The following is a 14,727-nucleotide window of genomic DNA, read 5'->3' on the forward strand; positions in this document are numbered from 1 at the left end:
AAAAAGGGGGTACGACATATATAATTTATGTCGTACCCCCTACCTTTTTGGCTTGAAAACATTACTCTAGAACAGAACCTAAAACTGATCTTTGTCTCCCTTTTAAATAACGACCTAGTCAATTGTTAATTAGTGTTCAATTAAATTAGTTACGGCGGTTATCGTGTCTTTAGCGGTGAAAAGGGATAGGTTGTGACTTAACGCGTAATAAACCAGTGAATCCGTCGTAGTAGCATCGGCGTTGCAGGCACCAACAAAGGCGACATCCGCAGTTGTTAGTGAATCTAGTTTGGTAGGTGCAATTGTCTGCCAACCAGCTACTGGAAGTTGACTAACTAAAATTGGTGTCATTTCCTTGGCCAGTAGTTGTTTTTTTAGTCCGTAATCGGACTGAAAACTAGTATCTAGTAAAACAATCTTGGCCGTCGTGGCCGGTTTAAAATGATAGCTATCTAAAAGTGCCTTGGTTAACGTCTGCTGGTAGGTTTTACCTTGACCAATCGTTTCACCAGTTGATTTCATTTCTGGACTTAAGGTTGTTTTCATTGCTGGTAACTTCATAAACGAGAAAACTGGTGCTTTGACCGCCACTGTTTCGGGCGTTTTGCCTAAACCAGGTTGTAAATGTAAGTCGGTCAGTGTTTTACCAAGAATTAAGCTGGTTGCAATTTTAGCTAAATGTTGGTGGGTGACTTTACTCATGAATGGAACCGTCCGGCTGGCCCGGGGATTAACTTCAATGACGTAAAGTTGATCGGCAGCAATAAATTGAATGTTCATCATTCCGACACAGTGAACTTGCTCACCGATTTTAATGGCGGTGGCAACAATTGCCGCTTGTTGCGACGCGCTTAAACGTTGTGGGGGGTAAACGGCAATTGAATCGCCAGAATGAACGCCAGAACCCTCTAAATGCTCCATAATTCCCGGAATAAAAACTTGTTTACCGTCACTTAAAATATCGACTTCACACTCAATGCCCTTAACGTAATGGTCAATTAGAATTGGCTGCCCTGGAGCAACGGTCAGCGCCCGTTTTAAATAACCCGTTAAGGCCTGTTCATCTTGTACAATTGCCATTGCCCGGCCCCCAAGCACGAAACTGGGCCGAACCATTACGGGGTAGCCGATTTGTTGCGCAATTTTTTGGGCCGTCGCTAAGTCAGTCGCAGTTGCCCCGGCCGGCTGTTTGATCGCTAGCGATTGTAGTAGCTGTTCAAATTGTTTGCGATTTTCAGTTTGTTCAATTCCCTTTAATGATGTGCCAAGAATTTTTACACCGTTGCTAACGAGATCTTTCGTTAGATTAATGGCAGTTTGACCACCGAATTGAACAATAACACCAAGGGGCTGCTCCAGTTTAATGACGTTCATGACACTTTCTAGCGTTAATGGTTCAAAGTAAAGCTTGTCGGAAATGGAAAAATCGGTTGAAACGGTCTCTGGATTGTTATTGATGATAATCGCGTTATAGCCATTTTGTTGAATTGATTGGACACAGTGGACAGTTGTGTAATCAAATTCAATTCCTTGCCCAATTCTAATTGGACCAGATCCAATAACAAGAACACTATTTCCCAGGGGCTTACTTTCGTTTTCACTAGCAAAATAGGTGCTATAAAAATAGGGCGTCGTGCTGGCAAATTCACCGGCGCAAGTATCCACCATTTTATAAACAGGTTTTAAAGATTGTGTTGCCAGTGTTTGCTCAATGGTTGCAGTAGGTAAGCCACTGGCGGCCGCAAGCATTTGATTACTAAGACCAAATTGCTTAGCTTGCCCAATGGCAGTTGCCGTTGGTTTAAGTTTTAACGCTTGTTGAAGTTGGTAAATGTGGTCCAATTTTGTTAAAAAGAATAAATCAATTTGGGTTAAAGCATGAATTTCAGTGATTGCTAAACCAGCCTGCAGGGCGCTAAACAAGTAAAATAAACGGACATCAGTTGCGTGTTTTAGTTGTTGAACAAGTTCAGTGTGCGTTGGTCGTTTTTTTGGTTGCAGAGTAATTTGGTAATTAGAGTCAATTTCTAACGATTGAACGCATTTCAAAAGGGCCTCTTCAATTGTAATTCCAATCCCCATGACTTCGCCAGTGGCCTTCATTTGGGTGCCTAATGTACGTTCGGCATCGGGAAACTTATCGAAGGGAAAACGCGGAATTTTGGCGACTACGTAATCCAGGGCTGGTTCAAAGGCCGCAAAAGTTGTCTTAGTTACTGGATTTTGAATTTCACTCAAATTCAAACCAACGGCGATTTTGGCAGCAATTTTGGCAATTGGATAACCAGTTGCTTTTGAAGCCAGTGCTGACGAACGGCTGACTCGTGGGTTAACTTCGATAATGTAGTATTGGGCACTAGTTGGATCCTGCGCCAATTGAACATTGCAACCACCTTTGATATCTAAGGCATCAATAATTTGAAGGGAAGCCTTACGTAATGTTTGATATTCTTGATCAGTCAAGGTTTGCGAAGGTGCGAAAACGATTGAATCACCTGTGTGGATGCCAACGGGGTCCATGTTTTCCATATTACAAACCACTATTTTGTCGCCTAAATTATCGCGCATTACTTCATACTCGATTTCTTTGTAGCCGGCAATACTTTTTTCAACGAGACATTCATTAACTGGTGAAAGTGTTAAGCCGCGTTGCATTATTTTGGCCAATTCGGCTTGGTTATTAGCAATACCACCACCAGTGCCGCCTAAAGTGTAAGCCGGGCGAACAATGACTGGATAATGGATGCTGTTGGCAAAAGTAATGGCGGCCGCAATTGAATGAACAGTCAGGCTTTCCGGAACTGGTTGGTGAAGTTTTTGCATGAGTTCTTTAAAGGCTTTCCGGTCCTCTGCCTGCTTAATTGTTTTTAAACTGGTACCCAATAATTGAATTTGGTAGCGATCTAAAACGCCAGCATCATCTAGTTCAACGGCAAGATTGAGACCTGTTTGGCCACCTAAAGTTGGTAATAAGGCATCTGGTTTTTCTTTGGCCAAAATCTGGCTCACTGAATCTAGCGTTAATGGTTCAAGGTAGACCTTATCGGCAATTTCGTCATCGGTCATGATGGTTGCTGGATTGGAGTTAATCAAAACAACTTCATAACCTTCTTCCTTTAGGCTAAGGCAGGCTTGACTGCCAGCGTAGTCGAATTCTGCAGCCTGACCAATGATGATTGGCCCAGAGCCGATAACAACGATTTTATGAATTGTACGATTCTTAGGCATGCTGCAAAACTCCTTCCGTCATTAGTTGGTTGAATTGGTTAAAGAATGAATTGCCATCACTTGGACCTGGATTTGCTTCGGGATGGTACTGAACGGAAATGGCAGGCAGTGTTTCGTGTTTTAGTCCTTCAACGCTGCCATCGTTACCCTCAACTTGCGTCACTTGCAGTGGTGTAGTTGCCAATGAATCGGCAGCGACAGCGTAACCATGATTTTGACTCGTCATGATCGTTTTACCGGTTATTAAGTTTTTAACCGGATGATTAAGCCCGCGATGACCATAACTCAATTGATAGGTAGTTGCACCGTTGGCCAACGCAAATAATTGATGGCCTAGACAAATTCCGGCGAGGGGGTAATGCGTTTGTAGTTGTTGAATTAATGGTAGGCTATCTGCATAATCAGTGGGATTGGCAGGGCCATTAGAAAGTAAAATGCCGTCCGGGTTTAAATTGGCAATCGTTGTGAAATCACTAGCGTAAGGAACAACATCAACGGAGCATTCATGGGCCAATAGATTGTCAATAATGGCCTGTTTTACGCCAAAATCGATTAACACAACGTGATGTTTTGCCAGATTAGTTGAATAATACTGTGTTTGGTAAGCTGGTTCTTTTTCTGTGAGCGTTTGTTGTGCCGCTTTAGCAAAGTTTGTGACGTGCGCCTGCTTGCTTAAAATTCCCGCCATTGTCCCGTGCTGCCGTAAATGTTTGGTTAAGGCCCGAGTATCAATACCACTGATACCCGGAATTTGTTGTGTCTTCAAAAAGTTATCCAAACTTTCTTGACTTGTATAATGGAAGCTTTGTTCGGCAAGTTGATGAACAATCACCGCCGTACAAGTAGCCTTTAATGATTGACTCCGATTTTGATCGATTCCGTAATTACCAATTAATGGATAAGTAAAAGTAATTAGTTGATTTGTATAGGATGGATCGGTAATTGCTTCTTGGTAGCCAGTCATTCCAGTATTAAAAACAACTTCGCCACTAACCTCTTTAGTTAAATCGCCGAATGCTTGTCCAGCAAATGTCGTGCCGTCTTCTAAAATGAGATATCGTTTCATAAAATTCATTACCTTTCATTTTATATTCATTTAAATTTAATTATCTTTGTTAACAGTAAACGGCATTTTTGATAAATAGTCAATACTTTATTCATTAAAAACGGAATAATAACCATAAAATGACTATTTTTTGAATAAAAATATAAAAGTATTGCATTTTAAGTGGAACTGGTATATTGTAATTGGCATACAGAAAAAATGATTAAATATTAATTTAAAGTCTTGGTGAGGTGACTTTTATGCACGTCGCGTTAGTTGGTGTCACGGGATACAGTGGCATGATTTTATATCAGTTATTGCAGCAACATCCAGAAGTAAATCAAGTTGATCTATACGGGCATAAGAATGCTAAGGCACAGTCGCTAGCTACAGCAGTACCCCAGTTTATTGGTAGTCAGGCGATGATTGAACCTTTTGCCGCTGAAAAAATTATGGCGGTTGATCAGGTTATCTTTTTTGCAACTTCAGCAGGGGTAACAACTGAACTTGCGAAAACATTTATTGCCGCCAATTTTCCGGTGATTGATCTTTCTGGTGATTATCGGTTACGAAGTCGTTCCTCCTTTAAGAAGTGGTATCACAAAGAGGCACCTGATCAGGCTGCACTACAGCGAGCCCATTATGGTTTGGCCGAATTTCATCAAGCTAGTGGCCAAACGTATATTGCCAATCCAGGGTGTTACGCCACGGCAACGTTGTTGGGGTTGGCACCATTAGTTCAACAAGGTTTAATTGAACCAGATTCAATTATTGCTGACGCTAAATCCGGCACTTCAGGGGCTGGGAAAAAATTAGCCGCTAACACACACTTCACGCAAACAAATGAGAACTTACAAGTGTATAAAGTTAACCAGCACCAGCACATTCCAGAAATTATGCAGCAACTACAAGAATGGAACTCACAAGTGCCGGCCATTCAATTTACAACTACCTTACTACCCATTACCCGCGGGATTATGAGCTCGATCTACGCCACAGTTAAACAAGGCGTGACTACGCAAGCTTTACAACACGCGTTTCAGGATACTTATCAGGAGCAACCTTTTGTTCGTGTCTTTACCGAACAGCTGCCAACTTTAAAACAAGTTATTGGTACAAATTTTTGTGACATTGGCATCGTTTTTAATCCCATTACGCAAAAAGTGTTTGTCGTCAGCGTGATTGATAATTTGCTGAAGGGTGCAGGCGGGCAAGCAATTCAGAATTTTAATCAACTATTTTCATTTCCAATAGCGAGTGGTTTACCGCAAACACCAATATTGCCCTAGCAGTTTTACTTAAGAGAGGATTGAAGCAAGATGCAAGAAATAAAAGAAGAAACTAAAATGAAGATTATTGATTTTACCTGGCCAGCAGGCTTTTATAGTGATGGCATTAACGCTGGATTACGACAAGTGAAAAATGATTTAGGCTGGTTGTACTCTAAAGTCCCAGCGCAAGCCGCAGGTGTTTATACCACTAATCAATTTCAGGCTGCTCCAACGAAACTGACCAAACAAACAATCAATGCCAAGCATGTCCTGCAAGCAATTGTCATGAATAGCGCTAACGCTAATTCATGTACAGGAGCCCAAGGCGAGGCGGACGCATTGGCGATGCAACAGTTAGCGGCCACCAAATTAGAACTTAAACCAGCTCTAATAGGCGTTGCTTCTACGGGCCTAATTGGTAAAACATTGCCGATGAAATTGATTAAAGCAGGTATCAAACAGTTACAACTCACTAAAACAACGGCTGTTACCAACGCTATTTTAACGACGGATAAACAACCGAAGACTTGCAGTGTTCAATGTAAAATTGCCGGTAAGTTGGTTACAATCAGTGGCTTTGCAAAGGGATCCGGGATGATTCACCCAAAGATGGCAACCATGTTAGGCTTCGTGACCACGGATGCCGCAATTTCTGGGACTCAATTGCAAGAATTGCTTAGTCAACAAGTTGATGCGACCTTTAACCAAATTACGGTGGACGGTGACACGTCAACCAACGATATGGTGGTTGCGCTGGCAAATGGGTTAGCGGGTAATCAAGCGTTAGTACCAAATAGCCCAGATTATTCTAAATTTAAGGCTAATTTTAGTTACGTTTTAGGTGAATTGGCCAAAAAAATTGCGGCCGATGGTGAAGGGGCTTCAAAATTAGTTGAAGTGAACGTTCACGGTGCGGCTGATAAAGCGGACGGTCAAAAAGTGGCTAAGGCAATTGTCGGTTCTAATTTGGTCAAGGCCGCCATCTTTGGTGAGGACCCTAACTGGGGCCGCATTATGGGTGCAATTGGGCAGACGGACGCCAAATTAGATATTAGTAATGTCGCCATTCAAATGAATGGGCAGGCATTGGTAAAAGGCAGTATAGCAGTTGATTTTGATCCGACAGCGATGAAGCTTGCTTTGGCCAAACCAAAAATCATAATTGAAGTTGATCTACATAATGGTGTCGCGAGTGGCCAGGCCTGGGGTTGTGATTTGACTTATAATTACGTCAAAATTAATGCCAGCTACCATAATTAACGAATATCGGGGGAATTAGAAATGACGCAAACGATTGTCATTAAAGTTGGTGGAAACGCCATTAATGAACTTGATGCTAACTTTTTTAACCAGCTACGACAGTGGCGTGAAGCGGGTAAGCAAATCCTGATTGTCCATGGTGGTGGCCCAATTATTACGGAGTGGAGTAAGAAGTTGCACCTTTCAGTAAAAAAAATTAACGGTATCCGGGTGACTGATCAGGCCGTTTTAGCAGTGACCAAGGCCGTTTTGCTAGGTCTAATTCAACCACAATTATTAAGCAAATTAAGTGCTAATAACTTGCTGGCCATTGGTTTGAATGCCAGTGATCAGCACTTGTTGGTTGGTGAAACACTCAATCAATCACTATATGGTGAAGTTGGAAAAATTACCCAAGTTAATTTGCCATTATTACGGCAGTTATTACAGAAACAAATAGTTGTCTTGGCACCGTTAGCACAAACAAAGACCGGAGATTGGCTGAACGTAAACGCCGATCTTGCGGCCGCAGAGATTGCCAGTCAGCTAAACGCAACTAAATTAGTGTTGATGACGGACGTACCAGGAGTCATGACAAAGGGGCAAGTGATGTCCCATTTGAACTGGCCAAAGGCACAACAACTTTTGGGTAAACGGATCATTAAGACGGGGATGGCACCTAAAATCAAAGCAGCATTTCAGGCCTTAAATAAAGGGGTGGCGCAGGCCTTAATTACCGACGATCTAGCGCACGCCGGAACAACACTGACAACTGTTGCAACGGACTAATAGGCCTGTTTAGCGGTATAAAAATATTTAGGTGCCATGTTTCCAGTGCACGATTTTTGTGCTAGGAGAATGGACAACCTACGATAATAAGATTTTTGTGTAAGACACAAAAACACCCATAAGAATATTTAGGAGGTAATTCTATGCAGTACGTTTTTCCAACTTATAATCGCTTCCCGTTAGATATTGTCGCGGGTGAGGATTGGCATTTAACTGATGATAATAATAAAACCTATTTGGATTTTACAAGTGGGATTGGTGTTTGTAATTTTGGTTATAGCAACGAGTTGATTCAAAAAAGTGTGGCCCAGCAATTAACGAAGATTTGGCACACTTCTAATTTATATGAAAGTCACTTGCAAGATGAGGTGGCCCACCAATTAGTTGGAACTGAGGATCGGCTGGTCTTTTTTTGTAATTCGGGGACGGAGGCCAATGAGGCGGCGTTAAAGCTCGCGCGTAAATTCACTGGTAAAAGTGCCGTATTATCTTTTAACAATAGTTTTCACGGGCGGACATACGGGTCAATGTCATTGACCGGAAACCCAGCAATTCAAACTGGTTTTGCGCCGTTAGTACCCGGAATTTCTTTTGCAGACTACAATGATCCTGCAGCGATTGAACAGATTAAACCAGATTTGGCGGCAGTGATTTTAGAAGTTATTCAAGGTGAAGGTGGCGTTTACGCGGCCAAGGCTCAATGGTTAAAGGCGGTGGCCAAGGCCTGCCACGAACAACAAGTGTTATTGATTATTGACGAAGTGCAAACGGGTATCGGGCGAACTGGCAAACGTTTTGCCTACCAGTACTACGAACTAGACCCGGATATTGTGACCGTGGCTAAAGGATTAGGGAATGGCTTGCCAATTGGCGCAATGATTGGTAAATCTAATTTGGCGGTGGCGTTTGGACCGGGTAGTCACGGAACAACTTTTGGTGGTAATAAAATTGCCTTGGCGGCTGCTACGGCCGTTTTACAGCAACTAACACCTGAATTTTTAGCAGGTGTACAAACTAAAGCGACGCAGGTTTGGCAGACTTTACAAAATGAAATTCTAACTTTACCGGTAGTTACTAGTGTTACAGGTTTGGGCCTAATGATTGGGATTCATTTAGACGAAACTGTTGCCGTCGCTGATGTTATTGAAGAACTACAACAAAATGGTTTGCTGACACTTTCGGCGAAACATAATACTTTGCGTTTACTGCCACCATTAGTGATGGATTCTACAGATTTGATGTTCGGCCTACAAAAAATCAAACAAGTTTTAAGTTCTAAAACTCAAAAATAAAGGAAGATGTGCTATGAACCATTTTCAAAATAAAAGTTTTTTAAAAGAAATTGATTTCACGACCGCCGAGCTAAATTACTTGATTGATTTTGGCTGTCACTTAAAACAACTAAAAAAGCAGCACATCCCGCACCCTTATTTGCAGGGCAAGAGTATTGCGTTGTTGTTTGAGAAGACTTCCACGCGGACACGGTCGGCGTTCACTGTTGCGGCCACTGATTTAGGGGCGCACCCAGAATTTTTAGGAAAAAATGATATTCAATTTGGAAAAAAGGAATCCACGATTGATACGGCAAAAGTTTTGGGTAGCATGTTTGATGGGATTGAATACCGTGGTTTTGCACAAAAAACGGTTGAACAGTTGGCAACCTTTAGTGGGGTTCCCGTTTGGAATGGGCTAACTGATACTTGGCACCCAACGCAGATGATCGCTGATTTCATGACGTTAAAAGAACAATTTGGTCAATTAAAGGGGTTAACCTTGGCCTACGTGGGCGATGGGCGTAATAATATGGGCAACTCGTTATTAGTTACCGCAGCCAAACTAGGGGTTAACATCCGAATTGGTAGTCCCAAGGAATTACAACCAGACCAGAAAATTGTGGCGTTGGCTAAACAGGCCGCCGTTGATAGTGGGAGTGACATTACTTTGACGACTGATCCTGAGGCTGCAGTTAATGGTGCCGATGCGATTTACACTGACGTTTGGATTTCAATGGGTGAAAAAATTGATGTTGCCGCACGGGTCAAGGCACTGTTACCTTACCAAGTTAATGCCAAATTGTTGGCCGCAACGGGTAAAAAAACAACGATTTTATTACACTGCTTGCCGGCCTACCACGACGATCAAACAGAAGTTGGAAAATCGTTAGAAGAGCAGTTTAACGTCTCGGCGTTAGAAATTACGGATGATGTCTTTAACGGCCCACAATCATTAGTTTTTCAAGAGGCCGAAAACCGTTTACACGCGATTAAGTCAATCATGGCCGCTACTTTAGGCAATCTATTTATTCCGGACACATTATTTAATTCGGCAAATTAAAAATGCTAGTCAACAGGTTTTTACCTTGCGACTAGCATTTTTTAGTTGTTATTGGCTTCATCCGGTAATAGAATCGTTTGATTTTCACCATCATCGTAGGCCAGCAGTAAATCGGGATAACCAGGATCGGACGGAAAGTCAGTGTCAAAGCTTGCTACCACGTCATTGTCTTGAATGTAATCGTAACTAATCGTGCCGTTATGATTGGTTAACTGAAAAGCAAGCGTTTGACCAAGTGGAAAAATACCCTGCAGATTATTATCGATAATCGACCAAACCTGATCAATTAATTCACCAGGAATCTGGGCGATAACACCGTAAGTTGCAAAACGATTCCGATTATTTTCAAACATTGGCTATACCTTCTTTTTTGTGAATTACACTGACTACAGTATAACGTATTTGGCCTAAAAAATCGTGGAGTTAACTTCACGATTTTTTTAACGAATAACTTTCACGATTCCATTTTTTGTTTCTAGATTAAGGGTGTCCCCCGTATTTTGATTTTTAACCAGTGATTCTTTGAAGGATTTACCGAAAAAGTCATTATATTTAGAATTACTACTGTGAATAACGTAACCAGTGGTCGGAGTGGCCTGCACGCCAATACTGCCATTATTGGTGTGTAAATTAATTTGGCCGTGAATTTTATTGTGGCGAAGGTGGATGTCACCGGAAGTACTAGCTAGGCTAGTTTTTGTCAGCTGGCTTTTGACAATGGTGATTTCACCACTTTCAGTTATCACATGACTATTTTTTAGCCGAACTGTGTTAAACCGGATTGCACCATTACGTGAATGTAGTTGACTTGATTGCTTAGCTTTAACAGATTTCATGGCCAGGCTTCCGTTATTCGTTGTTGCACTTAAGTTTTTGCTGGTTTGATCTTTAACGTAGATATTACCGCTAGTAGTGGATAATTTAAGGTGGTTTAATTCACCTTTAGGTAACGTTAGAATGACCTCAACTGGCTTATCATTTGCGTCAAAATTTAACTTGGCCTTAGCTACCGGTGTTCTTTTTACCCGGACGGTTAAATGGCCATCTTTAACTGTGACCTGTGGTTGGCCAGTTTTTATGGTTCTTGTGGTAAGTTGGCGGCGGTTACCCGCTTTTACGGTAATAGCGGCATCTTTGGTATTAATCAGAACGTTATTAATTTTGGGCAATGATCTAGTTTTAGTCGTTTTTTCAATGATTCTAAAACCATGAGCATAGTAACCAACGTTTTTGTGGGCGCCAAAAAGAAGGCCAAGCACAATTAAAATGGTACCAGTGAGTAAGAGCAGCGCACTCCATTTAAAAAGTCGTTTCATTTAGCTGCCACCTTTCTTTGTGAATGCTGGCGGATTTTTTGGTATAAGAATTTGGTGAGGGTGGCGCCAGCCTGAAGTAAGACTTTAAGAATGAGGTAGCCGAGAAGGCTAATCAAAATAGTGGCACCTAAGGCTGCCAGACCGACACCAATATAAAAAATACCCGTAACGAAAGAGCTGAATAAAACACTCGCGCCGGCGATAATACTGAAAACACTAACAACGCCGGCCGCTAGTGTCAGTACTAAAAGAAGGACACAGCAAAGTAAGAACATCAAGATTCCTAACGCAAAGAAAAGTGCTATGGCCAATGCTAAAGGAATTGCAATGGGGGAAGCCATGACAGCTAGTAAGATCAACCAAATTAAGTGTGCATTATGTTTGGGTGTTGTTACCGTTGGTTCTTCTTCAGTAGCGCGAATTGAGTAATCGGCCAAAGTCTTACGAGCAAGTCGCTTTGGAGAACCAAGTTTTGCTGTGATTTCTTCGGTAGTCGTCAGTTCAGCATCTTCAATATACTCGGTATAAAAATCGATTACATCGGCACATTCATCTGCCTTTAACGGCGTCAATTGTTGTTTTAGTTGTTCTAAGTAAGTCTCTTTATCCATGGTTATCTCCTTTCAACAACCAGTCAATATTATGTTTGTAACTTTCCCAGTCGTTACGGATTACCCCTAACTGTTTAGTTCCTGCCTTGGTTAAGCGGTAATACCGGCGGTTACGACCTTTAAATGACTCATCATAAGTTTCCAACCAACTTTCCTTATGCAGCCGGCGTAGTACTGGATAAAGGGTGGATTCAGAGATTGGGATTGTTTGCTGAATTCGTTGCGTGATTGCGTAGCCGTAATAATCTTTTTCAGCAAGCAACGCCAACACGCAGCCATCAAGTAATTCCGTGCTAACTTGAATTTTCATAGCTATTCTCCTAACTATATTATACGTCGTATAGTATTAATTTAAATATAGTATAGGTAACCACTGGTGTAGCGGTCAAGCGTTTTTCGGGATTGGGACTAAAAATCAGTCGTAAGTAGTAGTTCTCAGGCACGCTTAAACTAAATCGAACAGGTAAATACTAAAAAAGCCTTTTTCAAAACTCGATGGGGTGTAGCGTTCATATTTAAATTGAATTATATCGCTATTAAAGATAATGCTTATGCCGCTTGGTTACTGAATTGCACGTGGTCAGATTTGGTTAGGTTCCATTCCGGCGCTGGTGTATGGAACGCGTGGCGCGTTAACAAGCTAATTTTCTTTCCGATTAAACCCATTCGGAAAAGAAAATGGATCTTGTCAATCACGCAAGGTACTAAATGACCACAATTCGGTCATCAAGTACCTTCGACACAGCTGATACGCCAGCGCCTCCATTTCACCTTGGCAGTGGTTGAGTTCTGATTATTGGCTAATTTAACCGTTTAGTTAGTGCCATTGAGTAGGAATCACAGCCTTAATGCTGCGCAACTTATCGGTGATCCTAATTGGCTATCAACACTGACAAAGGTAGTTTTTCCTACTTACTGGCCATACAAACTGGGACAGTAGCTGTCAGAGAAACAAATAACGCTTAAATGCTCCACTGTGGCCAGATTTCATTTTGGTGCGCGAGGGTCAGCTGTGTCGATAATTATTAATGGCGATCTGGGCCATTTAGAGCCATGTTTCAGCTTGGCACTTTATGCCTTAGTTGAATGGCCATCGTCCGTAGCATCTAAGATTTTCGTTTCGAAAATCGTCCACTATTGCGAAGTAGAATCATGTGGGCTTGGCGAGATCCATTTTTACTCCGGCTTGCCTTTATCTGGTAAAAGTTGGCTCGCCAACCCGCCCTCGCGCATCGGAATGGGATCTAATCTATTCTGTCTCGTTCCAGTTAAGTTTTGGCGTGTTGCTACGACGCACTAGTCAGTCCGTGGTCTCCAGCTGTTGTTTAATCAACTGTTGAAGTTGACAAATTGTTTTTCGGAAAATTATGGGCTCGGTATAAGCAAAGGATAGGCGAATCATTTGGGTTGCTTGATTGCCGTAAACTTTGCCGGGATTAAACAGAATCTCACTGCCAATGGCCTGATGAAATAATTGATTAACGGAAATTTCTGCGTTAAGTTGTAGCCAAATATAAAAACCACCAGTTGGTTTTCGCCAAGTTGCGTAAGGGGTTAAGTAATCCTGTAGGGCAGTTAGAGCCAGCAGGCAACGCTGCTTCAATTGTTCGCGAATATCATTCAAATAAGTGGGAAAGGCCGAACTTTGCAGAACCTTGGTTAGTGTCAATTGAGCTAATGAACTAGCACCGTAATCAGTTTGCATTTTAACGTCACTCAAACGGCGAATAATAGCTTGTGGTCCTACAATCCAACCGAGGCGTAAGCCAGGTGCTAAAAATTTTGAGGCGGTCCCTAAATAAAGAACGGTTTGGTGTGTATCAAGACTTTTTAACGGTAATGGCGGTCGTTTAGCAAACCAAAGATCTTGGTACGCGGAGTCCTCAATGATTGGCAAGTGGCGTTTGGCCGCAAAGGTAAGTAGGTCTTGGCGGCGTTTAAGCGACATGACGAGTCCAGTTGGATTTTGGTAACTTGGAATAGTGTAGAGAAGTTGTTGTGCGTTGGATTGGGGAATTTGCCAAAAAGCAACGCCTTCATTATCAAACGGTAGGCCGACCAAGTGACTTTTAACCGATTGAAAAACTTCTAATGAATTCAAATAGCTAACCTTTTCGGTAAAAATAGTTGCACCATGGGTTAATAGACCAACTGAGATTAGTTGTAGTGCTTGTAAAGAGCCAGAAGTAATTAGGATATTTTCTGGATTGACCTTAATTTGCCACTGTTTTAAATATTCGGCAAGTGCCACCCGTAGCTCGTATAGGCCTTCTGGCGGTAGGTAATTGAGACTGTTAAGCTCAGTTGTCACGTCCGTCAGGGCCTGGCGCATTAATTTTTTTGGAAACAGACTAGGGGCTAGCTCGCCAGTACTTAATCTAGTGAAATCAGTTGTTTCTAGCTGATTAATCGTTTGGATCGTCGGTTGATTGGGAACAAATTGACCCGAAGAGGTGTAATTATGCCAGTTGAGTGCTGGCCGGGACATTAATAGTGACCAAGTGTTGCTACTTATTTTGGTTCCGCCGCCAGTCGTTGCACTGATAACACCGTAAGAATGCAGTATGGCGGTTGCACTTGCTAGGGTACTGCGGTTTACGTTAAATTGTTGCGCCAAGCGACGTTGATTAGGTAATTGATCACCTACGACCCAATTACCTGTTGTAATTTGTTTTAAAAAATAATCGGTTATTTGCTGATAAAGGGGTGCTTTTTTAGTTGGATCAGGTTGCCAATTGATTGTTAATTTCATTTTAGGACCTTCATTTTAAATTTGGTTGGATAAATTATTTAATTTGGCTGGGTAATTCTCATTGAAAATAACTTAAACTCAGATTTGTGTCAAACACCTAGGAAGTGTTTTTCCAAACAGGTTTACACCAAATTGGTCAAGA

The 14,727-nt window shown here is 41.9% G+C and carries 12 protein-coding genes; 5 read left to right on the plus strand and 7 right to left on the minus strand.

Annotated features, from left to right (window positions below):
* Positions 1-129: 129 nt before the first annotated feature.
* Entirely contained in the window at positions 130-3,228 is a 3,099-nt protein-coding gene (gene carB, locus AYR53_RS05460) for a carbamoyl-phosphate synthase large subunit (RefSeq protein WP_068281183.1), read from the minus strand.
* Complete coding sequence (locus AYR53_RS05465; protein ID WP_068225610.1) at positions 3,221-4,294, minus strand: carbamoyl phosphate synthase small subunit; 1,074 nt, start codon at positions 4,292-4,294, stop codon at positions 3,221-3,223. The genes carB and AYR53_RS05465 overlap by 8 nt, the downstream gene beginning before the upstream one ends.
* A 239-nt stretch (positions 4,295-4,533) precedes the next feature.
* Here AYR53_RS05465 and argC point away from each other — a divergent pair, with 239 nt between their 5' ends.
* The 5 genes from argC to argF all read left to right on the plus strand — a co-directional run bounded on the left by argC (position 4,534) and on the right by argF (position 9,906).
* Positions 4,534-5,562, plus strand: a complete 1,029-nt coding sequence (argC, locus tag AYR53_RS05470; RefSeq protein WP_068225609.1) for an N-acetyl-gamma-glutamyl-phosphate reductase — start codon at positions 4,534-4,536, stop codon at positions 5,560-5,562.
* A gap of 30 nt (positions 5,563-5,592) precedes the next feature.
* Entirely contained in the window at positions 5,593-6,804 is a 1,212-nt protein-coding gene (gene argJ / locus AYR53_RS05475) for a bifunctional glutamate N-acetyltransferase/amino-acid acetyltransferase ArgJ (RefSeq protein ID WP_068281182.1), read from the plus strand.
* A gap of 21 nt (positions 6,805-6,825) precedes the next feature.
* Positions 6,826-7,572: an acetylglutamate kinase gene (gene argB / locus AYR53_RS05480; protein ID WP_068225607.1), complete on the plus strand. Its 747-nt coding sequence runs from the start codon at positions 6,826-6,828 to the stop codon at positions 7,570-7,572.
* Positions 7,573-7,715: 143 nt separating this feature from the next.
* On the plus strand, positions 7,716-8,864 hold the full coding sequence (locus tag AYR53_RS05485; RefSeq protein ID WP_068225606.1) for an acetylornithine transaminase: 1,149 nt from the start codon (positions 7,716-7,718) through the stop codon (positions 8,862-8,864).
* Positions 8,865-8,877: 13 nt separating this feature from the next.
* Positions 8,878-9,906, plus strand: coding sequence for an ornithine carbamoyltransferase (gene argF, locus AYR53_RS05490; RefSeq protein ID WP_068225605.1), 1,029 nt, complete (start codon positions 8,878-8,880; stop codon positions 9,904-9,906).
* 41 nt (positions 9,907-9,947) lie between these two features.
* On the opposite strand, the gene AYR53_RS05495 is transcribed toward argF, so the two are convergent.
* The 5 genes from AYR53_RS05495 to AYR53_RS05515 all read right to left on the minus strand — a co-directional run bounded on the left by AYR53_RS05495 (position 9,948) and on the right by AYR53_RS05515 (position 14,585).
* Entirely contained in the window at positions 9,948-10,259 is a 312-nt protein-coding gene (locus AYR53_RS05495; RefSeq protein ID WP_068225604.1) for a DUF960 domain-containing protein, read from the minus strand.
* An 87-nt stretch (positions 10,260-10,346) separates the two neighbouring features.
* The gene (locus AYR53_RS05500) at positions 10,347-11,222 is read right to left on the minus strand and encodes a DUF4097 family beta strand repeat-containing protein (RefSeq protein ID WP_068225603.1); all 876 of its coding nucleotides are present in this window, start codon (positions 11,220-11,222) and stop codon (positions 10,347-10,349) included.
* Positions 11,219-11,833 carry a DUF1700 domain-containing protein gene (locus AYR53_RS05505; RefSeq protein WP_068225602.1) on the minus strand — a complete coding sequence of 205 codons (615 nt, stop codon included), beginning with the start codon at positions 11,831-11,833 and terminating at the stop codon, positions 11,219-11,221. Before AYR53_RS05505 ends, AYR53_RS05500 begins: the two co-directional genes overlap by 4 nt.
* Entirely contained in the window at positions 11,826-12,143 is a 318-nt protein-coding gene (locus AYR53_RS05510) for a PadR family transcriptional regulator (protein WP_068225601.1), read from the minus strand. Before AYR53_RS05510 ends, AYR53_RS05505 begins: the two co-directional genes overlap by 8 nt.
* 990 nt (positions 12,144-13,133) lie before the next feature.
* Positions 13,134-14,585 carry an aminotransferase-like domain-containing protein gene (locus AYR53_RS05515; protein ID WP_068281181.1) on the minus strand — a complete coding sequence of 484 codons (1,452 nt, stop codon included), beginning with the start codon at positions 14,583-14,585 and terminating at the stop codon, positions 13,134-13,136.
* Between the last annotated feature and the right edge of the window lie 142 nt (positions 14,586-14,727).

The organism is Loigolactobacillus backii (assembly GCF_001663675.1).
Classification (GTDB): Bacteria; Bacillota; Bacilli; order Lactobacillales; family Lactobacillaceae; genus Loigolactobacillus; species Loigolactobacillus backii.